Here is a 24501-nt window from a genome sequence, read left to right as displayed (position 1 = left end):
TTGCGGTCACCCTCTGCGACACTGGTTATGCACGTCAAACACCGGTTCTCGATAGATTCATGCACCATGCGCACGGATCTGACGCTGCAGCAGCTGCGCGTGATCGCGGCGGTGCACGAGGCCGGCAGCTTCACCGCGGCGGCCCGGCACCTGCTCGTGGCCCAGTCCTCGCTCAGCCGGACGGTGGCCGAGGTGGAGCGGCGGCTGGGCACGCCGCTCTTCGAACGGACCACGCGCCGGTTGGAGCCGACGACCGCCGGGCGCGAGGTCGTGGCCGCGGCCCGCCGCGCCGTCGACGCGGTGGAGGCCGAGCTGCGGCACGTCGAGGGCTACCTCGCGGGTCGCACGGGGCGGGTGCGCATCGCCACGCTGCCCTCGCTCGCCGCGATCCTGCTGCCCGGGGTGGTCTCGGCGTTCCGCGCCGAGCGTCCGGAGGTGCAGCTGTCGATCGAGGACGCGCTGTCCGACGAGGTCCTCGAGCGGGTCCGCGGCGGCGTCGTCGACCTGGCGGTCACGGTCGTGTCGGAGACACCCGACCCGCTCGGGGACCTCGCGGTCACGCCGGTGGCCACCGACCGGTTCTGCTGCGTCGTGCCGCCCGCCCACCGGTTCGCAGGCCGCGACGTGCTGTCGTGGAGCGAGCTCGCGGGGGAGGCGTTCATCGCCTTCGACCGCACGACGAGCATCCGCCAGCACGTGGACGCCTCGTTCGCGGTGGCGGGCGTCGTGCCGCGGCAGGTGGTGGCGGCCCGCAACATCGCCGCGGTGGCGGGCCTGGTGGCCGCCGACCTCGGCGTGTCCGTCGTGCCCGGCCTCGTGCTCCCGCTGATGGGGTTCGCCGGGGTCCGCGACGTCGTGCTGGACGAGCCGGCGGCGCACCGCACGATGGCCGTGGTGCGGGCCGCCGCCCGCCCGCTCTCGCCGATCGGGGCGGCGTTCGTCGCGGCGCTCACCGACCCGGCGCGTGCCCGGCCCGAGCTGCCGCAGCAGGCGCGGTGGCTCGATCCCGCACAGGCGACGGCCCGGCCCTCACGGGAGGGGGGCCGGGCCGTCGTGGATCGGGGTCGGGTCACGCCTGGCGAAGCACGCCCTCGATCTCCAGGCTGAGCTGCACCTTGTCGCTGACGACCACGCCGCCGCCGTCGAGCGGCATCTTGATGTCGACGCCGAAGTCGTTGCGGTCGATGGTGGTGGAGGCGGAGAAGCCCGCCCGGGTGCCGCCCCAGGCGTCGGGGCCGAAGCCGTTGACCTCGAGCGCCAACTCCACCGGGCGGGTCACACCCTTGATCGTGAGCTCACCGTCGAGCACCAGGTCGCCGTCGTCGGTGCGCACGCCGGTGGAGCGGAAGGTCCACTGCGGGTGGTTCTCGACGTCGAAGAAGTCGGCCGAGCGGATGTGCCCGTCCCGCTGCTCGTTGTTGGTGTCGATCGAGGTGGCGTCGATGGTGGCGTTGACGGTGGAGTCGCCCAGGCTCTCGCCCGTGACGATCTCGCCGGCGAACGTCCCGAAGCGACCCCGTACCTTGCTGACCATCATGTGACGGACCGTGAAGGAGACGTCGGAGTGGGCCGTGTCGATGTCCCAGGTTCCCGCGAGGTAGCCGGGGATCGACGTGGTTGCTGGGCTGGTCATCGGATCTCCCGAAGTAGTTGAACTCTCAGTTGTTGAGAGCGATACTAGCCAAAGGCACCTGAGCGTTCAACTATTCCGGAGGTGTGGTGTCCGACACACGGTGGCTCGGCGACGACGAGCAGCGGGCCTGGCGCAGCTTCGTGACCGCCACCCGCCTGTTCTTCGACGGCATCGAGCGGCAGCTGCAGCAGGACTCCGGTCTGCCGCACGCCTACTACGAGATCCTCGTGCGGCTGTCCGAGGCTCCGGAACGCACACTGCGGATGAGCGACCTCGCCACCACCTCGCTGTCGTCGCGCAGCCGCATCTCGCACGCCGTGGCGCGGCTCGAGGAGAACGGCTGGGTGCGCCGCAAACCCTGCGAGCACGACAAGCGCGGTCAGCTCGCCGAGCTCACCGACGCCGGCCTGGCCGGCCTGCAGGAGGCCGCGCCGGCGCACGTCGAAGCGGTGCGGCGCGGCCTGTTCGACGCGCTCTCCCCGGAGCAGGTCGCGGCGCTGCGGGAGATCAGCGACACCCTCGTCGACCACCTGTCCAACGGGCCGGTCTGGCCCGCGGTGGACGATCAACGGCGGACGCCCACTGGCCGCGAGCCGCCACGTTGACGGAGCCTAGAGTCGCTGTCATGGCAACTCACGTCGATGTCGTGGTCCTCGGGGCGGGTCCGGGTGGGTATGTGGCGGCGATCCGCGCGGCGCAGCTCGGCCGCAGCGTCGCCGTGGTGGAGAAGAAGTACTGGGGCGGGGTGTGCCTGAACGTCGGCTGCATCCCGTCGAAGGCGCTCCTGCGCAACGCCGAGCTGGCCCACATCCTCACCTCCGAGGCGAAGACGTTCGGCATCTCCGGCGACATCTCGCTCGACTTCGGCGTGGCCTTCGACCGCAGCCGGACCGTCGCCGAGGGCCGGGTCAAGGGCGTGCACTACCTCATGAAGAAGAACAAGATCACCGAGGTGGACGGCTGGGGCTCCTTCGTCGACGCCTCGACGATCGAGGTGCGGCTCGCCGACGGCGGCACCGAACGGATCACCTTCGACGACGCCATCATCGCCGCCGGGACGGAGACGAAGCTCCTGCCCGGCACCTCGCTGTCCGACCGCGTGGTGACCTACGAGGAGCAGATCCTCACCCGCGAGCTGCCGCGCAGCGTCATCGTCGCCGGCGCGGGTGCGATCGGCGTCGAGTTCGCCTACGTCCTGCGCAACTACGGCGTCGAGGTCACGATCGTCGAGTTCCTGGACCGGCTGCTGCCGCTCGAGGACGCCGACGTGTCCAAGGAGCTGGCCAAGCACTACCGGAAGCTGGGCGTGCAGGTGCTCACCTCCACGCGCGTGGACTCGATCGACGACTCGGGCGACCAGGTCACCGTCACCGTCACCGGCAAGGACGGGCAGCCGAAGGAGCTGCACGCCGACAAGGTGCTGCAGGCCATCGGGTTCAGCCCGCGCGTCGAGGGATACGGCCTGGAGAACACCGGGGTGCAGCTCACCGAGCGCGGCGCGATCGCCATCGACGACCACATGCGCACCAACGTGCCGCACATCTACGCGATCGGCGACGTCACGGCCAAGCTCATGCTCGCCCACGTCGGCGAGGCGCAGGGCGTGGTGGCCGCCGAGACGATCGCGGGCGCCGAGACCGTGCCGCTGGACTACGTGATGATGCCCCGGGCCACGTTCTGCACCCCGCAGGTCGCGAGCTTCGGCTACACCGAGGCGCAGGCCCGCGAGCTGGCCGACGAGAAGGGCTGGAAGGTCACCGTCGCCCAGTTCCCGTTCACCGCCAACGGGAAGGCGCAGGGCCTCGGCGAGCCGGGCGGGTTCGTCAAGCTCGTGGCCGACGAGACCTACGGCGAGCTCCTCGGCGGGCACCTCATCGGCCCGGAGGTCACCGAGCTGCTGCCCGAGCTGACCCTGGCCCAGAAGTGGGACCTCACCGCCTACGAGCTCGCCCGCAACGTGCACGCCCACCCGACCCTGTCCGAGGCGCTCCAGGAGGCGTTCCACGGTCTCACCGGCCACATGATCAATCTCTGAGCGGCGGCGGCGTGAAGCCGCCGAACTCGCGCTCGACCAGCTCGGCGAACCGGATGGTGGCGCGGTCGCCGAACATCGGGCCGATGGCCTGCACCCCGATCGGCAGCCCCTCGTCGGACGTGCCGACGGGCAGCGACGTGGCCGGGAGGCCGGGGAGGGTCGCCACGCCGGCGAGCGCGATCTGGCTGAAGTAGTCGTGGTCGGCACCGTCGATGCTGATCCGGCGGGTCGGTATGGGGCTGTGGTCGTGCGGGAACGCGGGCGTCGGCATGACCGGGTACACCACCACGTCGAACTCGTCGTAGAGCTCGCGCCAGCGCTGCCGAAGCACGGCACGCGCGCCGTCGGCGGCGATCCAGTCGCGGTGGCTGAGCACCACGCCGCGGGCGCGCTCCGCGACGAGGCCCCGGTCGTCCGCATCGAGCCGGGCGGCGTCCGCGCGTACCCGCTCGTAGACGTCGGGCGGGTACTGCGATCCCAGGAACGACAGCAGCAGGCGCATGTAGATGCGGGCCGCCTCCGCCTGGTCCGGCAGCAGCGGGCTCTCCCGCTCGACCTTCGCACCCGCCGCGGCCAGGTTGTCGGCGAACCGGGCGATCGCGGCGCGCACGCTCGACGCCGAAGGGATCAGCGGGTGCGTGTCGACGACCAGCACCCGGTGGTCGGCCAGCCGGGTGTGCCGGGCGGGCGGGAGCGCGAGCCGGTAGGCGATGCCGTTGCCGAGCTCGTCGGGGCCGGCGAGGACGTCCAGCGCGAGCGCGAGGTCCGCCGCGCTGCGCGCCATCGGTCCGATCACCCCCAGGTCGCCCTCGGCCGGCAGCGCCGGGACCCCCGGCGGCGTGTGCCCGCGGGACGCCAGCAGCCCGAGGGACGGCTTGTGGGCGTGGATGCCGCAGTAGTGCGCCGGGTTGCGCAGGGAACCGCCGATGTCCGAGCCGATCGACAGCGCGCCGTACCCGGCCGCGAGCGCCGCGGCCGACCCGCCCGACGACCCGCCGGGGGTGCGTTCCGGGTCCCACGGGTTGCGGGTCGTCCCGTAGATCGCGTTGTAGCTCTGCATGTCGCCGAGGGCGAGCGGCACGTTCGTCTTGCCCAGCACGACGGCGCCGGCCGCCTTCAGCCGCTCCACGGCCACCGCGTCGGCGTCGGGGACGAACCCGGCGAACTCCGGCAGGCCCCACGTGGTGGGCAACCCGGCCACGTTGAACGACTCCTTGACCGTCATCGGCACCCCGAGGAGCGGCCGCGCCTCGCCACGGGCACGGGCGGCGTCGGCGGCCCGCGCGGCGTCGAGCGCCCGCTCGAAGTCGGGCACGCAGACCGCGTTCAGGGACCCGTCGTACCGCTCGATGCGTGCGATGGCCTCCTCGGCGAGCTCCACCGCCGACACGGCGCCCGCGGCCATCTCGTCGACGAGCTCCGTCGCGGTCCGGTACGGCAGTTCAGCGCCCTGCTTCCCCGTGTCCATCTTCCCTGCCTACCGCGAACCAGCGTTCGATCGCCACCCGTCCGTCCGGGGCGAACGGGCGGTCCGGGTCGTCGAGGACGCCCCGCAGCTCCGGCAGCGTCACCCAGCCGCCCCAGACCACCTCCTCGGGCTGGTGGGTGAGCGGCCCGTCCCAGCGCGCCTCGTAGAGGAAGAGGTGGTAGCGCACCGCGCCGTCGTCGTAGGCGAGGCGGCCGATCGGGGTCAGCGGGACCCCCCGCACGCCCAGCTCCTCGTCGAGCTCGCGGGCCGCGGCGGCGTCGGGCGATTCGCCGGGCCCCAGCACGCCGCCCGCCCAGCAGTCGTAGCACCCCGGGAAGATCAGCTTCTCGGGCGAGCGGCGGTGCAGGTAGACGCGCTCGCCGTTCCCGCTGTGCTCACCCACCCCGCCGGCTCCGCCGGCTTCCGTCCCCTGGAGGACCAGCACGCCGGTGCTCGCGTGCCACAGCCCGTCCCGGTAGACGACGCCGCGGGGCGCCACGCCGATCTCGTGCCCGGCCGCGTCGTAGCGGGCGACCGGTTCGTCCGCGTCCTGCATGCGGCCATCATCGCCCGTGCTCGTGGTCGGCCCGCGGTGCGTACGGGTTCGCGAGCAACCGTTCGACGCGGTCGCGGCTCGCGTCGTCTGGGCCGAGGAGTCGGTGTCGCGCGACCTCGACCTCGTCCACCCGACGCTGCGACCGTTCTCCGGCGGCTAGGCTCGTGGTATGAGTGCGCACGTCGAGGCCGTCTCGTGACCGCCCGCCGGATCATGGGCACGGAGGTCGAGTACGGGATCTCGGTCCCGGGCGACCCCACCGCGAACCCCGTGATCACCTCCACGCAGGTGGTGCTCGCCTACGCGGCCGCCGCCGACATCCCGCGGTCGCGGCGCGCCCGGTGGGACTACGAGGTGGAGTCGCCGCTGCGCGACGCGCGCGGCTTCGACCTGTCGGCGCCCACGATGCACAACCCCGCCGAGTCCGAGCTGGACGACCTGGGTGCCGCCAACGTCATCCTGACCAACGGCGCCCGGCTCTACGTCGACCACGCCCACCCGGAGTTCTCCACGCCTGAGGTCACCACCCCGCGCGACGTGGTGATCTGGGACAAGGCGGGCGAGCGGGTGATGGAGGAGGCGGCAGAGCGGGCCGCCACGGTGCCCGGGGCGCCGCGGATCCAGCTGTACAAGAACAACGTCGACGGCAAGGGCGCGAGCTACGGCTCGCACGAGAACTACCTCATGTCCCGGCAGACGACGTTCCCGTCCATCGTCGCGGGGCTCATGCCGTTCTTCGTCACGCGCCAGGTGGTCTGCGGGGCGGGGCGGGTCGGGCTGGGCTCCACGGGCGACGACGCCGGCTACCAGATCGCCCAGCGCAGCGACTACATCGAGGTCGAGGTCGGGCTGGAGACCACGCTCAAGCGCGGCATCATCAACACCCGCGACGAGCCGCACGCCGACGCCGACAAGTACCGCCGCCTGCACGTCATCATCGGCGACGCCAACATGAGCGAGTACTCCACGCTGCTCAAGGTCGGCACCACAGCGCTGGTGCTGGACATGATCGAGGCCGGGGTGCGGTTCGACGAGCTGCGGCTGTCCGAGCCGGTGCGCTCGGTCCACCGGATCAGCCACGACCCCGGTCTCAAGACGCTGGTCGAGCTCACCGACGGCCGGAAGATGACCGCCCTCGACGTGCAGCGCGCGTACTTCGAGAAGGCCCAGAAGCACGTCGAGAACACCCTCGGCGCCGACGTCGACGACGCCACGGCCGAGGTGCTCACGCTCTGGGGGGAGGTGCTCGACGACCTCGCCCGCGACCCGATGAGCACGGCCGACCGCCTGGACTGGACCGCGAAGCTGCGGCTGCTCGAGGGATACCGCGGGCGCGACGGCCTGAACTGGAACTCCGGGCGCCTCGCGCTGGTCGACCTGCAGTACACCGACGTCCGCATGGCCAAGGGCCTGTACAACCGGCTCGCCACGCGGGGGTCGATGAAGCGCCTCGTCTCCGAGGACGACGTCGTGGCGGCGATGCACCGCCCGCCCGACGACACCCGCGCGTACTTCCGCGGCCGCTGCCTGGAGCGCTACCCCGCGGAGGTGGCCGCCGCCTCGTGGGACTCGGTGATCTTCGACCTCGGTCGCGAGTCGCTGGTGCGGATCCCCACGCTCGAACCCCTGCGCGGCACGCGCCGGCACGTGGGGGAGCTGCTGGATCGATCCCGCACGGCCGAGGAGCTCGTCGAGGCGCTCACCCGCGGCTGACATGCCCGGAACGGGCGTCGACGCGCCCATCGGCCCGCCCGCAATCCCGGGCGTGTTGCGGATCCGCTAGGTAGTGTTCACCTACACCGATCCGGCGCACCGCATGCAGGACGGCAGCGGTGGCCGGGCAGGCGCGAGGAGGATTCACGATGTCGCAGGAGCAGACCAAGCGCCAGGGCGGTGGCGGCGGCGACGACGAAGAGGGTGCCGACGCCGCTGGAGCAGGCCAGGAGCGGCGTGAGAAGCTCGGCGAGGACGTCGACACCATCCTCGACGAGATCGACGACGTGCTCGAGGAGAACGCCGAGGACTTCGTCCGGGCCTACGTGCAGAAGGGCGGCGAGTAGCCGCCCCGGCACCCGGCCACCGGCACCACACCGTCATCGCACCCGCACGGAGAAGGGCTCTCACCTGACCATGACGTTCCCCGAGCGTCCGCCCCTCGGCGTGCCTACCGGCCTGGGCGCGTACCTCGCCCCCGGCGTCACGTCGTTCACCGACTTCGTCGCCGCCACCGCACCGCACCTGATGCCGGGCCGGGTGCCGCCGGGCGCCGTGCCTGCCGCCACCGGTGTGGCTGGAGCGCTCGAGGTCCCGCACGGCACCACGATCGTCGCGCTCACGTTCTCCGAGGGCGTGGTGCTCGCGGGCGACCGGCGGGCCACGCAGGGCAACGTGATCGCCCAGCGCGACATCGAGAAGGTGTTCCTCACCGACACGTACTCCGCGGTCGGTTTCGCCGGCACGGCCGCCAACGGCCTGCAGCTGGTGCGGCTGTTCAGCGTCGACCTGGAGCACTACGAGAAGACCGAGGGCGTGTCGCTCTCGCTGGACGGCAAGGCCAACAAGCTCGCAGGCATGGTCCAGGCCAACCTGCCCGCCGCCATGCAGGGGTTCGTCGTCGTGCCGATCCTCGTCGGGTACGACGTCGACGCCGAGCCGGCGCAGGCGGGTCGGATCATCACCTACGACGCCGCGGGCGGCCGCTACGACGAGCTGCTGGGCTACCACGCGATCGGGTCCGGCTCGGTGTACGCGAAGTCCGCGCTGAAGAAGCGCTACGACCCGGCCGCCGACCTCGCGGGCGCCGTCCGCACCGCCGTCGAGGCGCTCTACGACGCCGCCGACGACGACACCGCCACCGGCGGCCCCGACCTCACCCGCCGCATCTTCCCCGTGGTCGCGAGCATCACCGGACCGGACGGTGCGGTGCGCCGGCCCGAGGAGGAGATCGAGGCGGTCGCGCGCGAGGTCGTCGCGGGCCGCACCGAGAACCCCGGGGGATGACCCGCCCCGTGATCCGCTCCCCCTCGACGCACCAGGAGTTCCTCCCGTGACGATGCCGTTCTACTCGTCGGTCGACCAGCTCCTGCGCGACCGCTCGGAGCTGGCGCGCAAGGGCATCGCCCGCGGCCGCAGCGTCGTCGTGCTCACCTACACCGGCGGCGTGCTGTTCGTCGCCGAGAACCGCTCCACCGCCCTGCACAAGGTCTCGGAGATCTACGACCGCATCGGGTTCGCCGCGGTGGGCCGCTACAACGAGTTCGACAACCTGCGCACCGCCGGCATCCGCCACGCCGACCTGCGCGGCTACACCTACGACCGGCGCGACGTCACCGGGCGCGGGCTCGCCAACGGCTACGCCCAGCTCCTGGGCACGTCCTTCGTCGAGCAGCAGAAGCCCTACGAGGTGGAGCTGTGCCTCGCCGAGGTCGGCGCCGACACCGGCTCCGACCAGCTCTACCGGATCACCTACGACGGCTCCATCACCGACGAGCCGCAGTTCGTCGTGATGGGTGGCACCACCGAGCCGATCAGCACCAAGCTCAAGGAGACCTACCGGAGCGGGTTGGAGCTCGGCGAGGCCATCGCGATCGCGGTGGAGGCGCTGCAGGCGGGTTCGGCCGCCAACGGCGGCAGCACCACCGAGGCGCTCGCCGTCGGTGCGCTGGAGGTCGCCGTTCTCGATCGCGCCCGTCCGCGCCGCACCTTCCGCCGCATCACCGGCACCGTCCTGAGCGACCTGCTCCCCGAGGCCAACCGGGCCGTGAGCGGCGGGCCACGGGCCGAGACGGGCGGCGACGACGCCCCGGCGGGCAGCGGAGCGGTGAACGGCTCTTGACCTGAACCGGGCTCCAGGTTCCATGCTGGGCGCATGGCCGTCCAACTGAACCACACCATCGTCTCCACCCACGACAAACGGGCCGGCGCGCGGTTCGTCAGCGAGGTCCTCGGCTTACCGCAGCCGCAGTCCTTCGGCCCGTTCGCGGTCGTCGAGCTCCAGAACGGCGTCAGCCTCGACTTCATGGACGTCGACGGCGAGGTCACCACCCAGCACTACGCCTTCCTGATCAGCGAGGACGAGTTCGACGCCGTCGCCGCACGGCTGCGTGAGCGCGGGCTGCAGACCTGGGCCGACCCCGGCCGGCGCAGCCCGGGCTTCAACACGAACGACGGCGGGCGCGGACTCTACTTCGAGTCGCCCGAAGGCCACTTCCTGGAGGTGCTCACGGTTCCGTACGGGGGGTGACGCCCCGGCCGCCGCTGTGGCGCAGGCGGGCCAGCGCGAGGAGCCTCGTGGCCACCACCACCGCCCCGGCGGCCGCGACCACCTCCGCCGCGACGAGGGCCGTGGGCCACACCTCGGCGAGGTCGTGGAAGGTGTCGCCACCCACCAGCGGGGCTGCGGCGCGCGGCAGCACGGGGAGCAGCAGCAGCGGCACCACGTACGGGACGAGCCGTAGCACCGGCCGTCCGGCGCTCCGGCGCCGCGCCCACCTCCGGGACCGCACCACCGCCAGGGCTGCGGCGAGCATCGCCGCCGCGCCGACGGCCACCAGGAACAGCTCCGTGAGGAACGCGAGCGGCAGGCCGGGAGCGGGCGGCGGGGCGCCCCGGGTGAGGGCCACCAGCGCGTCGGCGAGGTCGTCGACCTCGCTGGGGCCCGCGCCGGTCCCGCCGTCCAGGGGCTCGCGGCTGTTCGCGAGTACCGCGACGCCGTAACGGGTCTCGGGCAGCAGCACCAGCGTGGCCGACGCGGTGGCGGTGCGCCCGCGCAGCACCATCTCCGGGGGTCCGGCCCCGCCGGAGCGGTCCTCCCACCCGAGCCGCTGCACCTCGCGCAGCCCGTCGCCCATCATCACCGTGCGCAGGCCGTTGCCGGCGTTGAAGGCCAACCAGGTGGCCACGTCCTCCGCCGGGCTGACGATGCCGCCCGACCCGTCGACGAACCGGTCGGGCTCCGCCTGCGCCCGGCTGACGCCGAGGAACCGGTCGTGCCCGTCCGCGAGGCCGGGCACGAGGTCCCGCGTGCCGGCGACGGCCGTGGTGGCGAGCATCCCGGTCTGGAAGAGCACCCGGTCCCAGAGGAGCGTGTCGAACGGGCGCTCCGTCGCCACCTCCACGAGCCGGGCGGCCACCCAGTAGCCGGCCTCGCTGCGCACGCGCCGCTCGCCGGGCGCGGCGACGAGCGCGACGTCGCGCAGCCCGGCCACCGCCTCCTGCAGCGACCGCGGGCGACCACCCGGCGCGCCCTGGGTGGCGGGCAGGCCGGAGGTGTGGCTCAGCAGCTGCCGCACGGTGATCTGCGCGGACCGCGGGTCGGCCGTGGTGAACTCGGGCAGGTGCTCGACGACCGGGTCGTCCAGCGGGACGAACCCGGGCCCGGCCAGCTCCGCCAGGAGCATCGCGGTGAACGACTCGGAGACCCCGCCGAGCCACATCGGCGTCTTCTCGGTGACCGGCTCCCCGCGGGAGTCGTGGCCGTACCCGCCGACGTGCACGACCCGGCCGTCGTGGACCACCGCGACCGCCGCGCCGGGGAGCCGGGTGGCCCCGATGTGGGCCTGCACGACCGCGGCGATGGTCGCCGCGTCGGGCTCCCCGGGCTCGGCGGCGGCCGCCGGGGCGGGGAGCACGGCGAGGACGCACGCGGCCGCACCGGCTGCCGCCAGGCTGCGGGCCCTCATCCGAGGAAGGGGCGGTCCCGGCCGCTCCAGTTGTCCTCCTGGCGGCGGTACACCGGCACCCGCCGCTCGGCCACCCGGAACGTGAACCGCCCGGCCCTCTCGACCACCTCACCGTCGGTGGCGAGCATGCCGGGCACCGCCAGCTCGATGTCGAGCTCGCCGACCTCGCGCTGGTGGTAGACGCGGCTGTGCCCGAGCGCGCCCAGGAGCAGCGCGACCACGGCCCGCAGCCGGGAGAAGCGGATGTCCGCGCGCAGCCACCGCACGTCGAGCAGCCCGGAGTCGAGCGACGGGCGCCAGGCCGGCACCATGCCGCGCGGGTGGTAGGGCCCGTTGCCGACGAACAGCAGCCAGACCGCGAGCCAGCGGCCGTCCACCCGGATCCGCACGGGCTCGGCGCGGTGCAGCACCACCACGAGCGCGGCGGCGAACGCGGGCCACTTGCCCCAGCGGCCCTGCCACTTCTCGCGCAGCCGCACCAGGTCCGGGTAGGAGCCCAGGCTCGCGGTGTTGAGGAAGTGGCGCCGGCGCACCACGTCGCCGCTGCGCGGGTCGGTGCCGTGGCCCGGGTGGACGTCGACCAGCCCGAGGTCGACGGCGACGGCCTCACCCGCCCCGGTGGCGTCCACCGCCTCCTGCATGTCGTACACGCCGACGTCGCGGGCGAAGTGGTTGAGCGTGCCCGTGGGCACCACGACCAGCGGCAGGTCCCGGCGTCCCGCCACCGTCGCCGCGGCGGCCACCGACCCGTCGCCACCCGCGACACCGATCGCCCGCACCCACGTGCCGCGCTCCTCGACGGCGGCCTCGAGCTGCTCGTCGATGTCCCGGTCGGGGGTGGCGCGCAGCACGTCGGCGGCGGGCAACCTCTTCTGCAGGTCGGCCGCCGGATCGTAGTCCGGGTCGCCGGAGCGCTGGTTGGACACGAGCACCAGACCGTCGCCGTCGGGCAGCTCCGGCACGGCGCCGAGCGGCCGGGCCCGCGCCTCGTCGCTGGGCCGCGCGGGCCACCAGCGGTGCGTGGCCAGCGCGATCCCGCTGCCGACGGCGGCACCCGCCACCACGTCGGTGGCCCAGTGGACGCCGACGTGCACCCGCGAGTAGGCCACGGACGCGGCGAGCGGGGCGACCGCGAGCCCCAGCCTCGGGCTCTCCATCGCCACGGCGGTGGCGAACGCGGCCGCGGACGCGGCGTGCCCGGACGGGAACGACGACGACGTCGGGGGGTTGCGGAGGGTCTGGTAGGCGGGCAGCTCGGCGGCGGCCGGACGGCGGCGCGGCAACAGCGGCTTGAGCAGCCCGTTCGCCGTGGCACTCGCCCCGGCGATGGCCAGCACGCCGCGGGCCGCCCCCTTCCGGTTCGCGCCGCGCCGGGCCGCCAGGATCGCGGCGACGAAGAACCACAGCAGGCTGTGGTTGGCGACGGTCGAGACCGTCTTCATGGCGGTGTCGAACGGGGTCGGCGGCAGCGCCGCGATCGTGCGCGACACCGCGCGATCGGCGTCGACCACGTCGTCCGTGACCCGCCGGATCCATGGCAGCACGGCTAGACACTACGCACATGGCCCATATGGGGCGGCCGGAGGAAGGACACGACACGGCCAGTCGGTCACAGGCGTAACACGACCCGGCTCTCTCCGCTTACGCTTGCCGGATGCAGCGGCGGATCTACGGCGTCGAGACCGAGTTCGGGGTCACGTGCACCTTCCACGGGCAGCGGCGCCTGTCGCCCGACGAGGTGGCGCGCTACTTGTTCCGCAGGGTGGTGTCGTGGGGGCGGTCGTCGAACGTCTTCCTGCGCAACGGCGCCCGGCTCTACCTCGACGTCGGCAGCCATCCCGAGTACGCCACCGCCGAGTGCGACTCGCTCGCCCAGCTCGTCTCCCACGACAAGGCGGGGGAGCGGATCCTCGAGGACCTCCTCGTCGACGCGGAGCGCCGGCTGGTCGACGAGGGCATCGGCGGCGACATCTACCTTTTCAAGAACAACACCGACTCCGCGGGCAACTCCTACGGCTGCCACGAGAACTACCTGGTCGCCAGGGCAGGCGAGTTCTCCCGGATCGCCGACGTGCTGCTGCCGTTCCTCGTCACCCGGCAGCTGATCTGCGGCGCCGGGAAGGTCCTGCAGACCCCGCGCGGCGCCGTGTACTGCCTGTCCCAGCGGGCCGAGCACATCTGGGAGGGCGTCTCCAGCGCCACCACCCGGTCCCGGCCCATCATCAACACGCGCGACGAGCCGCACGCGGACGCCGAGCGCTACCGCCGCCTGCACGTCATCGTGGGCGACTCCAACATGTCCGAGGTCACCACCCTGCTCAAGGTCGGGGCGGCCACGCTCGTGCTGGAGATGATCGAGGCAGGCGTCCAGTTCCGCGACTTCACCCTCGACAACCCGATCCGCGCCATCCGCGAGATCAGCCACGACCTCACCGGCCGGCGCACCGTCCGGCTCGCCGGTGGGCGCGAGGCGAGCGCGCTGGACATCCAGCGCGAGTACCACGCCAAGGCCGTCGAGCACGTCCGCACCCGGGGCAGCGCCGACCCCACCATCCCGCGCGTGGTCGAGCTGTGGGGCCGGGCGCTCGACGCCGTCGAGAGCGGGGACCTGTCGCTGATCGACCGCGAGATCGACTGGGCCATCAAGCACCGGCTCGTCGAGCGCTACCGCGAGCGCAACAACATGGACCTCGCCAGCCCCCGGATCGCCCAGCTCGACCTCGCCTACCACGACATCCGCCGCGGCCGGGGCCTCTTCGACCTCCTGCAGCGCAAGGGCATGGTCGACCGCGTCACCGACGACGGCGAGATCGAGGCGGCCAAGGACACCCCACCCCAGACCACCCGCGCGAAGCTGCGCGGCGACTTCATCGCCGCCGCCCAGGCCGCCGGGCGCGACTTCACCGTCGACTGGGTGCACCTCAAGCTCAACGACCAGGCCCAGCGCACCGTGCTGTGCAAGGACCCGTTCCGGGCCGTCGACGAGCGCGTGGAGCGCCTGATCGCGTCGTTGTAGGGGCCGGGTACCGCCGGTCGGCCACGCGCCGGAGCCGCTCGGTCGTACGATGCCTGCGTGTCCTCTGCCCGGGCCGAGCGGCTGGTGAACCTGGTTCTCTGCCTGCTGTCCACGCGGCAGTTCCTCACGGCGGAACGGATCCGCAAGATCGTGCCCGGGTACGCGGACGTCCGGAGCGACGAGGCGTTCTTCCGGATGTTCGAGCGCGACAAGTCCGAGCTGCGCGAGCTCGGCGTTCCCCTCGAGACCGGAAGGCTGTCGAGCTTCGACGCCGTCGACGGCTACCGGATCGCCCGCCAGGACTACGAGCTCGGTGAGATCGACCTCGAGCCGGACGAGGCCGCCGCCGTCGCGCTGGCGGCGCGGCTCTGGGATTCCCCCGAGCTCGCGATGCCGGCGCACAGCGCGCTGGTCAAGCTGCGGGCCGCCGGCGTCGAGGTCGACGAGGAGCAGGGGCGGGTGCAGCCACGCGTGCGCGCCGCCGACCCGGCGTTCACCCCGCTGCTCGCCGCGGTGCGGGCCGGGCGGGCCGTCACGTTCGACCACCAGCGCGGCGGCGTCGGCGGGCCGGTCCAGAAGCGCACCGTGGAGCCGTGGGGCGTGGTGTCGTGGCGCGGGCGCTGGTACCTGTGCTGCTACGACCGCGACCGCGCCGCGCCCCGCTGCTTCCGCATCTCGCGGATCATGGAGCCGGTCACGGCGATCGGGCCGGCCGGCGCGGTGCGGGCGCCCGAGGGCGTCGACCTGATGGGGATGGTCCGCGACGGCGTCGACCCGCCGCCGGCCACCGAGACCGCCCGGGTCTGGGTCGCCGACGGCCGCGCGCACGGCCTGCGCCGCCTCGGCCGCGTCGCGGGCCGGCGCGCCCACGCCGGGCGGGCGGGCGACGAGGTGGAGCTCGACCTGCGCAACGTGGAGACCCTCGCCCGGTGGGTGGCCGGCCACGGCCGGGACGTGGCCGTGCTGGCTCCGCAGGCCCTCGCCGCCGCCGTGCGGGCGAACTGGGCCGCCGCGGTGGCGGCGCACACCGAGCCGCTGGCCCGAACAACATGAGTACCGGTGGTGTGACGGAGCGGCTGCCGCGGTTGCTCTCGCTCGTGCCCTACCTGCTCGCGCGCCCCGGCATCCCGGTCGTCGAGGCGGCGGACGACTTCGGGATCTCCGAGAAGCAGCTGCGGCGCGACCTCGAGCTGCTCTGGATGTGCGGCCTGCCCGGCTACGGCCCGGGCGACCTGGTCGACCTGTCCTTCTCCGGCGACACCGTCACCGTCACCCACGACGCCGGTATGCGCCGCCCGTTGCGGCTCACCACCTCGGAGGCGACGGCGCTGCTGATGGCGTTGCGCACGCTGGCGGACGTCCCCGGCGTCGCCGACACGGAGGCGGTGCGGCGGGCGGCCGCGAAGGTGGAGCGGGCCGTGGGCGACGCGGGGCTCGCCGGCGTGGCGATGGACGGGCCGACCCGCGAGGAGGCCGCCACGACGGCCGCGGTGCGGCACGCGCTCGCGGCGGGCAAGGCCCTGCGGATCGTCTACTACACGGCGGGGCGCGACGCCGTCTCCCAGCGGACGATCGACCCGATGCGGCTGCTCATCGTCGACGGCCGCGGCTACCTGGAGGCGTGGTGCCGGCGGGCCGAGGCCGTGCGGCTGTTCCGGCTCGACCGGGTCGAGGACGTCGCCGTGCTCGACGAGCCCGCCGCGCCGCCGCCGGACGCGGAGCCGACGGACGTGTCCGAGGGCCTGTTCCGGCCCAGCGCGGAGCACCGGTCGGCGGTGCTGCTGCTGGAGCGGGAGGTGCGCTGGGTGGCCGAGTACTACCCCGTGGACGACGTCGTGGAGCTCGGCGAGGAGCGGGTGCAGGTGCAGCTGCGCTTCGCGGATCCCGCCTGGCTGGTCCGGCTGGTGCTGGGCCTCGGGGGCGGGGCGCGGCTGATCGAGCCGCCGGAGCTGGTGGAGGCCGTGGCCGCGCGGGCGCGGGAGGCGCTCGACGCGGTGGATCGGGACTGGGGGGACGGGTGACGTGTTGATGGCTATGCTCACGGCCGGCGTGGGGATCGTGCTGCTCGTGGTGTTGCTGGTGCTCGTGCTCCCACCCGTGCGGCGGTTCGCCCGGGCCAACGCGGCGTTGCGGGCGGCCGTGGCGGAACGTGCCGCCGTGCTGCGCGACCTGGCCGGCGAGCGACGACGCGGATCGACCTGAGCCGCGTCCCGCGTAGACTTCGCAAGGACTCTTCACGGCGGAAGGACGATAATCATGCCGAACCTCGGCGGCTGGGAGCTGGTGATCCTCATCGGGGTCCTGGTGCTCCTGTTCGGTGCCAAGCGCCTGCCGGACATGGCCCGGTCCATCGGTCAGTCCGCCCGGGTGTTCAAGGGCGAGATGAAGGGCATGAAGGACGACGGGTCGAAGTCCGACGCGCCGGCCGACGAGCCCGCAACTGCCCAGCCCGCGACCGCGGAGCCGAAGGCGCTCACCGAGAGCCAGGTGAAGCCCGCGGAGAAGACCCCCGAGTCGTCGCGCGCGTCCCAGCCGGGCTCGGGCAGCACCTCCGCCCAGTAGACCCAGCGCGGTGGCAGGATTCCCGATCCGTCGGGCCGGTAAGAGACCGAAGAGCCCCGACGGCACGATGTCGCTCGTCGACCACCTGTACGAGCTGCGCAACCGGATCACGGTCGCGCTCGTCGCCATCGTGATCACCACGGTCTTCGGCTACATCTGGTTCGCCGTCCCGATCTACACGCTGCCCAGCCTCGGCGAACTGTTGAAGGCGCCGTACTGCGCGCTTCCGGCGTCCTCGCGGGCGGTGTTCACCGCGGACGGGGCCTGCACGCTGCTCGGCACCGGGCCGTTCGACCAGTTCACGCTGCGCCTGAAGGTCGGGGCCACCGCGGGTGTCGTGCTGGCCTGCCCGATCTGGCTCTACCAGATCTGGGCGTTCGTCGTGCCGGGGCTGCACGCCAACGAGCGGCGCTACGCCCTGTCGTTCGTGGCGGTGGCGTCGGTGCTGTTCGTGGCCGGTGCCGTGCTGGCCTACGCGGTCATCAGCCAGGGCCTGGCCTTCCTGCTCACCATCGGCTCGGAGATCCAGACCACCGCGCTGTCGGGTGACCTGTACTTCTCGTTCGTCATCGCCCTGCTACTGATCTTCGGGGTGAGCTTCGAGCTCCCCCTGTTCGTGGTGATGCTGAACGTCGCCGGCGTGCTCAGCTACGCCAAGCTCAAGGCCTGGCGGCGCGGGCTGACCTTCGGCCTCTTCGTGTTCGCCGCGATCGCCACGCCGGGCCAGGACCCGATCTCGATGATCGCGCTCGCCCTCGCCCTCGTGCTGCTGTTCGAGCTGGCGATCCAGATCAGCCGCCTGAACGACCGCCGCCGCGCCCGGCAGCGGGCCGCCGAGGGTTGGGACGAGTGGGACCCCGACGCTCCGAGCCCGATCGACACCGGCGCCAGCGCGATCGACACCGCGCCGAGCAGCATCGACACGAGCCCGAGCGGGCTCGACGCCAAGCGGCTCGACGACGTCACCTGACCCGGCCTCGGCCCAGCACGTCGGTGGCGACGTGGTCGGGCCCGACCCCGTCCACGAGGATCGCCGGCCCGGTCGAGTTCTCCAGCCGCAGCGGGAGGATCTCCCGGTAGGCGGGTGAGGCGTACCAGCCCTCGGCCTGCGCGCGGGTCGGGAACCCGATCACGATGAGGTGGCCGGGGAAATCGCCCTCCAGCACGTCCGGCTCGTCCCCGTGCACCAGGAACCGGCCCGCGAACGGGGCGAGCGTGGCGTCGATCCGCTGCAGGTACTCGACGACCGCGGGGCCCTTCCGGACGGTCTTCATGTGGGCGACTGCGTAAGTGGTCATGTGCCCACCCTCGCCCGCGGGCGGAGGCCGGTCGATTACCTCCCAGGTCGCCCGGCGAGCTATCCGTGCCCGCCCAGCACGGTGATCCCTCGCTGCTCCCGCCACTCGGCACCGGCATCGTCGTGGTCGGTGGACCGGCTGAACGGGCGTCCCGGAGCCGGTCAGGCGCGGGCGAGGAGCTGCCAGGTGGCCCTCGCGGTGTCGGCGGCGGGCCGCGGCTCGCCCGTGGCGCAGTGTGCGATCACCCCGGCCAGGGCGCCCGCGAGGTAGGCGGCGTGCACCCCGATCGGCACCTCGTCCGCCGGCGCCGGCCGCGCGCCGGCCCGGAACCGCTCCATGAGTGCCTCGCCCAGTGCCTCGCGCAACCGGGCGGCGAAGCGGGCGCTGCCCTGCGGGCCGAGCATGCGGGCGTAGAGCGTGGCATGGGCCCGCACGTGCTCGAACAGCTCCACGAGCGGCGGGGGAGCGCTGCCGGGGGGCGCGTCGAGCGGGCACAGCTGCGCGGCCCGCGCGACGGTGGCGACCGCGTCCTCCATCGCGTCGGCGAAGAGGGCGTCGAGATCGGGGTAGTGCAGGTAGACGGTGGCGCGGTTGATGCCGGCCCGGGTCGCGACCGCTGAGAGCGTGACGCCGGCCGGGTCGCGTTCGCCCGCCAGTTCGAGCGCGGCGGATCGCAGGCTCGTACGGGTGCGACGGGCGCGGGGATCATCGGGCGGCACGTCGACAGTCTACGACATGCGTCGTTTAAACGACACATGTCGTGTATCGTGGGAGCCATGCGCATCGAGATCTGGATGGACGTCGTCTGCCCGTGGGCCTACATCGGCAAGCGGCGGGTCGAGCGCACCGTCGCCGCTCTCGGCGAGCCGGTCGAGATCGTGTGGCGGCCGTACCGGATCGACCCGGCCGCGCCGCTGCCCGCCGTCCCGCTCGCGGAGGCCCTGGCCGCCGCCACGCCGGTGGAGAACGGGCCGGGCATGGCCCGCATCGCCGCCCGGGAGGGCATCGGGCCACGCTGGGGTGCCGCCTGGCGCGCGAGCAGCCACGACGCCCACCGGCTGATCGCGCTGGCCGAGCCGGCCGGGGTCCAGGACGCGGTGGTGGAGGCGCTGCTGCGGGCCCACTTCGTCGACGCGGTGGACATCAGCGACCGAGAGGTCCTGGCCGACGTCGTTCGCGAGGTGTTCCCGGACGGACCGGCGCTCCTCGACGGGAACGCCGGTGAGGAGCGGGTGCGTGAGCTGCTCCTGGTGGGCAGGGCCCGCGGTATCCGGACCTCGCCGACGATCGTCGCCGGGGATCGGGCGCTGGCCGGCGCCCAGCCGCCCGAGGTGATCGCGGAGTTCCTCGCCGGGGGCGCCGAGCACCGTCGGGTGCCGGCCGAGGTCGAGCGCTTCCGGTGGGCCGAGTCGCTGCTCGAGCAGCGCGACCCGCTCGGCGCCCTCGTCCTGCTCCGCCCGCTGCTCGACGAGCACGCGGACGACCGGTCCGTGCGCACGCTCGCCGCCCGCGCCTGGTACGCCTCGGCGCAGCTGGGCCGGGCCCGCACGGCCCTGGAGGAGCTGGTGGCGGAGCGCCCGGACGACGCCTACGCCCACGTCCTGCTCGGTCGGACCCTGCAACGGCTCGGCCGGCACGAGGAAGCGCAGCCGCACATGCGGCTGAGTGGCGCCCTGGTGCCGGCGTACGCGAGCTGATCCACCGTAGGGGCGAACCCGTCCGCAAGATCAGCTCGGAACGGCCGGCCGTCAGCCTCGCCACTCCCGCACCAGGTCGACCCTGCCCTCCAGCAGCACCGGCGCCGGCTGGACCCGCACCCGCCACGGGTCCAGCCGCAGCGCGGCGAATCCGGGCGCGACATCGGGCAGGGAGGCACTCATGGGACGATCGTGCCAGCCCTTGTGAGCAGGCACTCCGGTCGGCTCGCCGGGCATGTGGAAACCTGGAGATCGTGGCCAGCAGCCAGTCTGCTCCGGCGGACGCCTACGCCGCCGCTCGGAGCCGCGCCGCACGTCCCCGGCTCACCGAGTTCGTGCAGACGCTCCCGTTCGAGCTCGACGGTTTCCAGCACACCGCGTGTGCCGCCCTGGAGGACGGTCACGGCGTGCTCGTATGCGCCCCGACCGGTTCCGGGAAGACGGTCGTCGGCGAGTTCGCCGTGCACCTCGCGCTCGCGCAGGGGCAGAAGTGCTTCTACACGACGCCGATCAAGGCGCTGTCGAACCAGAAGTACGCGGACCTCGTGGAGCGGCACGGCGCGGCCGCGGTGGGGCTGCTCACCGGCGACCAGGCGATCAACGGCGACGCCCAGGTGGTCGTGATGACCACCGAGGTGCTGCGCAACATGATCTACTCCGGGTCCCGGCAGCTGGAGCACCTCGGTTACGTGGTGATGGACGAGGTCCACTACCTCGCGGACCGGTTCCGCGGAGCGGTCTGGGAGGAGGTCATCCTCCAGCTGCCCGAGCACGTGGCGCTCGTCAGCCTGTCGGCCACCGTGAGCAACGCCGAGGAGTTCGGCGACTGGCTGGTCACCGTGCGCGGCGACACCGCCGTCGTCGTCGACGAGCACCGGCCGGTGCCGCTGTGGCAGCACATGATGGTGGGCAACCGGCTGCTCGACCTGTTCGCCGGCGAGTCCGCCGCGGGTGAGCTGGAGGTCGACCCGGACCTCGTCCGCCACACCCGCGAGCTCGACCGGCAGAGCTCCATGGCCCAGTGGGACCGCGGCGGCCGCGGCCGCGGACGCACGGGGTTGTCGCGGCGCAGCGGGTTCCGGCCGCCGTCGCGCACCACCGTGATCGACCGGCTCGACCGGGAGGCCCTCCTCCCGGCGATCACCTTCGTGTTCAGCCGCGCCGGGTGCGACGCCGCGGTCGGCCAGTGCGTGCGGTCCGGGCTGCGGCTCACCACCCAGGACGAGGCCGAGGAGATCCGGCGCACCGTCGAGCGGCGCACCGCCGAGCTCCCGCAGGCCGACCTGGCCGTGCTGGGCTACTGGGAGTGGCGCGAGGCGCTCGAGCGCGGCATCGCCGCTCACCACGCGGGGATGTTGCCCGCGTTCAAGGAGACCGTGGAGGAACTGTTCGTCCGCGGGCTGGTACGCGCCGTGTTCGCCACCGAGACGCTCGCGCTGGGGATCAACATGCCGGCGCGCACGGTCGTGCTGGAGCGGCTGGTCAAGTACAACGGCGAGTCCCACGCCGAGCTCACGCCCGGTGAGTACACCCAGCTGACGGGCCGGGCGGGACGCCGCGGCATCGACGTGGAGGGCCACGCGGTCGTGGTCTGGCAGCCCGGGGTCGACCCCGAGCAGGTCGCCGGGCTCGCCTCCACCCGCACGTACCCCCTGCGCAGCTCCTTCCGGCCCGGCTACAACATGGCCGTCAACCTGGTGGGCCGGTTGGGCACCGAGGACGCGCGAGAGCTCCTCGAGCTGTCGTTCGGGCAGTTCCAGGCCGACCGGTCGGTGGTGGGGCTCGCCCGCCGGATCGAGCGCAACGTCGAGGCGCTCGCGGGCTACGCGAAGTCCCTCGACTGCCACCTGGGCGACTTCCGCGAGTACGCGGCGCTGCGCCGGCGCGTGACGGAGCGGGAGAAGGCGCTGTCCCGGCACGGGGTGGCGGAGCGGCGCGAGGCCGCCGCCGACTCGCTGCGCGCCCTGCGGCCGGGCGACGTGATCTCCGTACCGTCCGGACGCCGCGCCGGCCTCGCCGTCGTGCTCGACCCCGGAATCGGCAGCGACGGCGACCCGCGCCCGCTCGTGCTCAACGAGGACCGCTGGGCGGGGCGGCTCTCGGCCGCCGACTTCCCGGCGCCCGTCGAGCCGCTGGGCCGCATGCGGCTGCCGAAGCGGATGGACCACCGGGTTCCGCGCGTGCGCCGCGACCTGGCCTCGTCGCTGCGCAACACCGGGATCGTCGCACCCCCGACCGAGCGGCGGCGGGCGCGTGGCGGCGCCGTGGACGACCCGGAGCTGGCCACGCTGCGCCGCGCCCTGCGCGCCCACCCCTGCCACGGATGCGCCGACCGCGAGGCCCACGCCCGGTGGGCCGACCGCCACGCACGGCTGGAGCGGGACACCGAGCAGCTGCGGCAGAAGGTGCGCGCCACCACCCATTCCCTCGCCCGCGCGTTCGACCGGATCCGGGCGCTGCTCGCCGAGCGCGGCTACCTCGACGAGGAGCACGTCACCGAGCACGGCGAGCGGTTGGCGCGGCTGTGGGGTGAGTCGGACCTGCTCACGGCCGAGTGCCTGCGTCACGGCGCATGGGACGGCCTGGAGCCCTCCGAGCTGGCATCGGTCGTGTCGGCGCTGGTCTACGAGTCGCGCCGCGACCACGGGGCGATGCCGCGGGTGCCCTCCGGCGCGGTGTCCGACGCGTTGGCGGCCACCGTGCGCCTGTGGGCCGAGCTGGAGGGTGACGAGCGCCGGCACAAGGTCGAGCGCACGCGCGAACCGGACCTCGGCTTCGCGTGGCCCATGCACCGGTGGGCGCGCGGCGAGTCCCTCGCGGCCGTACTCACCGCCGCAGAACAGAACGGGGTGGAGCTTTCGGCGGGCGATTTCGTGCGCTGGTGCCGGCAGGTGCTGGACCTGCTCGACCAGGTTGCCGCGGTCGCGGGGCGTGGCAGCGGGGTCGGCCGGGCGGCGGCCACCGCGATCTCGACGATCCGCCGCGGCGTCGTCGCGGTCGGGACCGGATGATTGGGCCGAAGGGCCGACCGGCTCTGTGCCCGTTGGACGCCCTGTGCTTTGATCGCCCGACCGCACGTCTCCAGGGGGAAGGCCCGCGATGAGTACGCCACAGGGACCGCAGCCGCCACAGGGCGCGCCGCAGCAGCCTGCCGAGCAGCCCGCGTGGGGCCAGCAGCAGCCGCAAGGCGGGTGGGGGGCCCCGCAGGAGGGGCAGCAGCGGCCCAGCGAGGAGACCCGCGCCGTCCCGCAGCAGGAGTGGAACGCGCCCGAGACGAGCGAGGTGCCTCGGCAGGACGCGGGCGAGCAGCAGGAGCCGCCGCAGGAGCGCAAGCCTGCCGAGGACGAGGGCGGCGAGGTCGACCTGTTCAGGTCCGAGGAGGCTCCGCCCGAGCAGCCGCAGGCGGTCGACACCGCTGACGCCACCACGATCGTCCCGGCGCAGGGGGCGCCGGAGGCCGACGAGGCGCCGCAGCAGCAACAGCAGCAGCCGCAGCAGGGGTGGGGGGCGGCCGACCAGACGCAGGTCGCCATCTCGCCGTACGCGTCACCCGAGCAGCACTACGGCGCGGCGCAGGCCCAGCCGGGTCAGCAGCACCCGGGCCAGCAGCCGGGCGCGGTCCAGCACACGCAGCCACAGCAGGCACAGCAGGGTCAGCAGGGTCAGCAGGGTCAGCAGGGTCAGCAGGGTCAGCAGGGTCAGCAGCCCTCGCCGTTCGCGCCGCCCGGGCAGCAGCAGCCGTACGCCGGCCAACAGGGTCCCTACGGGACGGCGCAGCCCGGCTACGGCCAGCAGGCATACGGGCAGCCGTACGGTGCTCAGCAGCAGGCCGCTCCGCAGCCCGGTACTCCGCAGCCCGGTACTCCGCAGCCCGGTACTCCGCAGCCCGGTACTCAGCAGCCCGGTACTCAGCAGCCCGGTACTCAGCAGGGCCAGTACGGCCAGCAGCCCACGCAGCAGTTCGGGCAGCCGCAGTGGGGCCAGCAAGGACAGCAGAGCCAGCAGGGTCAGCAGGCCCCGTACGGCCAGCCGGGTCAGCAGCCCTACGGGCAGGCCCCGTACGGCCAGCAGCAGGCGGGCCAGCAGTCCCCGTGGGCGGGCCAGCAGGCCGGATGGGGTCAGCAGCAGGGCGCAGGTCAGCAGCCCGGCCAGCAGTGGGGCGGCCGTCCGGACGGTCAGCAGCAGCCGTGGGGCCCGGGCTACCCGTCGCACCCGGAGGCGCAGGCGTCGGGTGGGGCGAAGAGCCGGATGCCGCTGATCATCGGTGCCGGCGTCGTGGTGGTCGTGCTCCTGGTGGTCGGGGTGCTCGGCTTCGTGAGCCCCGGCTTCTTCAACACCCGGGTGCTCGACGCCGCCGCCGTGCAGGACGGGGTGCAGCAGGTCCTCGCGCAGGACTACGACCTCGAGGTCCAGTCGGTCACCTGCCCCGACGGTCAGCAGGTCGTGCCCGATGCCACGTTCGAGTGCACCGCCGTGGTCGACGGCGACCAGGTCAGCGTGCCGATCAAGATCACGAGTGCCGACGGCAACTACGAGGTCGGGCGGCCCGCTTGAC

The 24501-nt window shown here is 73.4% G+C and carries 26 protein-coding genes; 18 read left to right on the top strand and 8 right to left on the bottom strand.

Annotation, left to right across the window (positions count from 1 at the left end):
- Window positions 1-66: 66 nt before the first annotated feature.
- The gene (locus ACU436_RS14510; protein WP_459025432.1) at window positions 67-1107 is read left to right on the top strand and encodes a LysR family transcriptional regulator; all 1041 of its coding nucleotides are present in this window, start codon (window positions 67-69) and stop codon (window positions 1105-1107) included.
- Here ACU436_RS14510 and ACU436_RS14505 read toward each other — a convergent pair.
- Window positions 1070-1633 (bottom strand): YceI family protein, encoded by a 564-nt coding sequence (locus ACU436_RS14505; RefSeq protein ID WP_459025430.1) that lies wholly within the window; start codon window positions 1631-1633, stop codon window positions 1070-1072. The genes ACU436_RS14510 and ACU436_RS14505 overlap by 38 nt on opposite strands.
- Before the next feature lie 86 nt (window positions 1634-1719).
- On the opposite strand from ACU436_RS14505, the gene ACU436_RS14500 reads away from it, so the two are divergent.
- On the top strand, window positions 1720-2238 hold the full coding sequence (locus ACU436_RS14500; RefSeq protein WP_459025428.1) for a MarR family winged helix-turn-helix transcriptional regulator: 519 nt from the start codon (window positions 1720-1722) through the stop codon (window positions 2236-2238).
- A 20-nt stretch (window positions 2239-2258) separates the two neighbouring features.
- Window positions 2259-3668, top strand: coding sequence for a dihydrolipoyl dehydrogenase (gene lpdA / locus ACU436_RS14495; protein WP_459025426.1), 1410 nt, complete (start codon window positions 2259-2261; stop codon window positions 3666-3668).
- Here the strand turns inward: lpdA and ACU436_RS14490 are convergent.
- Entirely contained in the window at window positions 3658-5136 is a 1479-nt protein-coding gene (locus tag ACU436_RS14490) for an amidase (protein WP_459025424.1), read from the bottom strand. The genes lpdA and ACU436_RS14490 overlap by 11 nt on opposite strands.
- Complete coding sequence (locus ACU436_RS14485; protein WP_459025422.1) at window positions 5111-5692, bottom strand: NUDIX domain-containing protein; 582 nt, start codon at window positions 5690-5692, stop codon at window positions 5111-5113. Before ACU436_RS14485 ends, ACU436_RS14490 begins: the two co-directional genes overlap by 26 nt.
- Window positions 5693-5708: 16 nt before the next feature.
- Between ACU436_RS14485 and ACU436_RS14480 the strand changes: the two genes are divergently transcribed.
- From ACU436_RS14480 to ACU436_RS14455, 6 genes are all read left to right on the top strand, one after another.
- Complete coding sequence (locus ACU436_RS14480) at window positions 5709-5852, top strand: hypothetical protein (RefSeq protein ID WP_459025421.1); 144 nt, start codon at window positions 5709-5711, stop codon at window positions 5850-5852.
- 53 nt (window positions 5853-5905) lie between these two features.
- Window positions 5906-7405 (top strand): depupylase/deamidase Dop, encoded by a 1500-nt coding sequence (gene dop, locus ACU436_RS14475; RefSeq protein WP_459025707.1) that lies wholly within the window; start codon window positions 5906-5908, stop codon window positions 7403-7405.
- 149 nt (window positions 7406-7554) lie between these two features.
- Window positions 7555-7752 carry a ubiquitin-like protein Pup gene (locus tag ACU436_RS14470; RefSeq protein ID WP_459025419.1) on the top strand — a complete coding sequence of 66 codons (198 nt, stop codon included), beginning with the start codon at window positions 7555-7557 and terminating at the stop codon, window positions 7750-7752.
- 70 nt (window positions 7753-7822) lie between these two features.
- Window positions 7823-8692, top strand: coding sequence for a proteasome subunit beta (prcB, locus tag ACU436_RS14465; protein ID WP_459025417.1), 870 nt, complete (start codon window positions 7823-7825; stop codon window positions 8690-8692).
- A 46-nt stretch (window positions 8693-8738) separates the two neighbouring features.
- Window positions 8739-9527, top strand: a complete 789-nt coding sequence (gene prcA, locus ACU436_RS14460; RefSeq protein ID WP_459025415.1) for a proteasome subunit alpha — start codon at window positions 8739-8741, stop codon at window positions 9525-9527.
- A 33-nt stretch (window positions 9528-9560) separates the two neighbouring features.
- Window positions 9561-9935 carry a VOC family protein gene (locus ACU436_RS14455; RefSeq protein ID WP_459025414.1) on the top strand — a complete coding sequence of 125 codons (375 nt, stop codon included), beginning with the start codon at window positions 9561-9563 and terminating at the stop codon, window positions 9933-9935.
- On the opposite strand, the gene ACU436_RS14450 is transcribed toward ACU436_RS14455, so the two are convergent.
- On the bottom strand, window positions 9913-11373 hold the full coding sequence (locus ACU436_RS14450) for a serine hydrolase domain-containing protein (protein WP_459025412.1): 1461 nt from the start codon (window positions 11371-11373) through the stop codon (window positions 9913-9915). The two genes, ACU436_RS14455 and ACU436_RS14450, sit on opposite strands and share 23 nt — an antisense overlap.
- Complete coding sequence (locus ACU436_RS14445) at window positions 11370-12917, bottom strand: phosphatase PAP2 family protein (RefSeq protein ID WP_459025410.1); 1548 nt, start codon at window positions 12915-12917, stop codon at window positions 11370-11372. Before ACU436_RS14445 ends, ACU436_RS14450 begins: the two co-directional genes overlap by 4 nt.
- 110 nt (window positions 12918-13027) lie before the next feature.
- Here ACU436_RS14445 and pafA point away from each other — a divergent pair, with 110 nt between their 5' ends.
- From pafA to tatC, 6 genes are read left to right on the top strand one after another with little or no spacing between them, the layout of a single operon-like run.
- Complete coding sequence (gene pafA, locus ACU436_RS14440) at window positions 13028-14389, top strand: Pup--protein ligase (RefSeq protein WP_459025408.1); 1362 nt, start codon at window positions 13028-13030, stop codon at window positions 14387-14389.
- A 57-nt stretch (window positions 14390-14446) separates the two neighbouring features.
- The gene (locus ACU436_RS14435; protein ID WP_459025406.1) at window positions 14447-15442 is read left to right on the top strand and encodes a helix-turn-helix transcriptional regulator; all 996 of its coding nucleotides are present in this window, start codon (window positions 14447-14449) and stop codon (window positions 15440-15442) included.
- Window positions 15439-16410 (top strand): helix-turn-helix transcriptional regulator, encoded by a 972-nt coding sequence (locus tag ACU436_RS14430; protein WP_459025404.1) that lies wholly within the window; start codon window positions 15439-15441, stop codon window positions 16408-16410. Before ACU436_RS14435 ends, ACU436_RS14430 begins: the two co-directional genes overlap by 4 nt.
- Before the next feature lie 7 nt (window positions 16411-16417).
- Window positions 16418-16591, top strand: coding sequence for a hypothetical protein (locus ACU436_RS14425; protein ID WP_459025402.1), 174 nt, complete (start codon window positions 16418-16420; stop codon window positions 16589-16591).
- A gap of 54 nt (window positions 16592-16645) precedes the next feature.
- On the top strand, window positions 16646-16951 hold the full coding sequence (gene tatA / locus ACU436_RS14420; protein WP_459025400.1) for a Sec-independent protein translocase subunit TatA: 306 nt from the start codon (window positions 16646-16648) through the stop codon (window positions 16949-16951).
- A gap of 10 nt (window positions 16952-16961) precedes the next feature.
- Complete coding sequence (gene tatC / locus ACU436_RS14415; protein WP_459025398.1) at window positions 16962-17921, top strand: twin-arginine translocase subunit TatC; 960 nt, start codon at window positions 16962-16964, stop codon at window positions 17919-17921.
- Here tatC and ACU436_RS14410 read toward each other — a convergent pair.
- Together ACU436_RS14410 and ACU436_RS14405 are read right to left on the bottom strand one after the other, a co-directional pair.
- Window positions 17914-18249, bottom strand: coding sequence for a DUF1330 domain-containing protein (locus ACU436_RS14410; protein ID WP_459025397.1), 336 nt, complete (start codon window positions 18247-18249; stop codon window positions 17914-17916). The genes tatC and ACU436_RS14410 overlap by 8 nt on opposite strands.
- A 161-nt stretch (window positions 18250-18410) precedes the next feature.
- Complete coding sequence (locus ACU436_RS14405) at window positions 18411-18968, bottom strand: TetR/AcrR family transcriptional regulator (protein WP_459025395.1); 558 nt, start codon at window positions 18966-18968, stop codon at window positions 18411-18413.
- A 57-nt stretch (window positions 18969-19025) separates the two neighbouring features.
- Here ACU436_RS14405 and ACU436_RS14400 point away from each other — a divergent pair, with 57 nt between their 5' ends.
- A complete protein-coding gene (locus tag ACU436_RS14400) occupies window positions 19026-19946 on the top strand; it encodes a DsbA family oxidoreductase (protein WP_459025393.1) in 921 nt (306 codons plus the stop codon).
- A 51-nt stretch (window positions 19947-19997) separates the two neighbouring features.
- Here ACU436_RS14400 and ACU436_RS14395 read toward each other — a convergent pair whose 3' ends face one another.
- Window positions 19998-20129 carry a hypothetical protein gene (locus ACU436_RS14395; RefSeq protein WP_459025728.1) on the bottom strand — a complete coding sequence of 44 codons (132 nt, stop codon included), beginning with the start codon at window positions 20127-20129 and terminating at the stop codon, window positions 19998-20000.
- A gap of 68 nt (window positions 20130-20197) precedes the next feature.
- On the opposite strand from ACU436_RS14395, the gene ACU436_RS14390 reads away from it, so the two are divergent.
- Window positions 20198-22957: a DEAD/DEAH box helicase gene (locus tag ACU436_RS14390; protein ID WP_459025705.1), complete on the top strand. Its 2760-nt coding sequence runs from the start codon at window positions 20198-20200 to the stop codon at window positions 22955-22957.
- A gap of 88 nt (window positions 22958-23045) precedes the next feature.
- Window positions 23046-24500, top strand: a complete 1455-nt coding sequence (locus tag ACU436_RS14385) for a DUF4333 domain-containing protein (RefSeq protein ID WP_459025391.1) — start codon at window positions 23046-23048, stop codon at window positions 24498-24500.
- Window position 24501 lies beyond the last annotated feature (1 nt).

It is taken from the genome of Pseudonocardia wallangbongensis, from assembly GCF_054486945.1.
The sequence above is the reverse complement of the archived record's forward strand: the minus strand, read 5'-3'. Positions and strand labels throughout refer to the sequence as shown.

Coding starts and splice junctions, on each gene's coding strand:
- ACU436_RS14510 (WP_459025432.1), top strand. CDS start 67: ATGCGCACGGATCTGACGCTGCAGCAGCTGCGCGTGATCGCGGCGGTG.
- ACU436_RS14505 (WP_459025430.1), bottom strand. CDS start 1,633: ATGACCAGCCCAGCAACCACGTCGATCCCCGGCTACCTCGCGGGAACC.
- lpdA (WP_459025426.1), top strand. CDS start 2,259: ATGGCAACTCACGTCGATGTCGTGGTCCTCGGGGCGGGTCCGGGTGGG.
- ACU436_RS14490 (WP_459025424.1), bottom strand. CDS start 5,136: ATGGACACGGGGAAGCAGGGCGCTGAACTGCCGTACCGGACCGCGACG.
- ACU436_RS14485 (WP_459025422.1), bottom strand. CDS start 5,692: ATGCAGGACGCGGACGAACCGGTCGCCCGCTACGACGCGGCCGGGCAC.
- dop (WP_459025707.1), top strand. CDS start 5,906: ATGGGCACGGAGGTCGAGTACGGGATCTCGGTCCCGGGCGACCCCACC.
- ACU436_RS14470 (WP_459025419.1), top strand. CDS start 7,555: ATGTCGCAGGAGCAGACCAAGCGCCAGGGCGGTGGCGGCGGCGACGAC.
- prcB (WP_459025417.1), top strand. CDS start 7,823: ATGACGTTCCCCGAGCGTCCGCCCCTCGGCGTGCCTACCGGCCTGGGC.
- ACU436_RS14455 (WP_459025414.1), top strand. CDS start 9,561: ATGGCCGTCCAACTGAACCACACCATCGTCTCCACCCACGACAAACGG.
- ACU436_RS14450 (WP_459025412.1), bottom strand. CDS start 11,373: ATGAGGGCCCGCAGCCTGGCGGCAGCCGGTGCGGCCGCGTGCGTCCTC.
- pafA (WP_459025408.1), top strand. CDS start 13,028: ATGCAGCGGCGGATCTACGGCGTCGAGACCGAGTTCGGGGTCACGTGC.
- ACU436_RS14430 (WP_459025404.1), top strand. CDS start 15,439: ATGAGTACCGGTGGTGTGACGGAGCGGCTGCCGCGGTTGCTCTCGCTC.
- ACU436_RS14425 (WP_459025402.1), top strand. CDS start 16,418: ATGGCTATGCTCACGGCCGGCGTGGGGATCGTGCTGCTCGTGGTGTTG.
- tatA (WP_459025400.1), top strand. CDS start 16,646: ATGCCGAACCTCGGCGGCTGGGAGCTGGTGATCCTCATCGGGGTCCTG.
- ACU436_RS14410 (WP_459025397.1), bottom strand. CDS start 18,249: ATGACCACTTACGCAGTCGCCCACATGAAGACCGTCCGGAAGGGCCCC.
- ACU436_RS14400 (WP_459025393.1), top strand. CDS start 19,026: ATGCGCATCGAGATCTGGATGGACGTCGTCTGCCCGTGGGCCTACATC.
- ACU436_RS14395 (WP_459025728.1), bottom strand. CDS start 20,129: ATGAGTGCCTCCCTGCCCGATGTCGCGCCCGGATTCGCCGCGCTGCGG.
- ACU436_RS14385 (WP_459025391.1), top strand. CDS start 23,046: ATGAGTACGCCACAGGGACCGCAGCCGCCACAGGGCGCGCCGCAGCAG.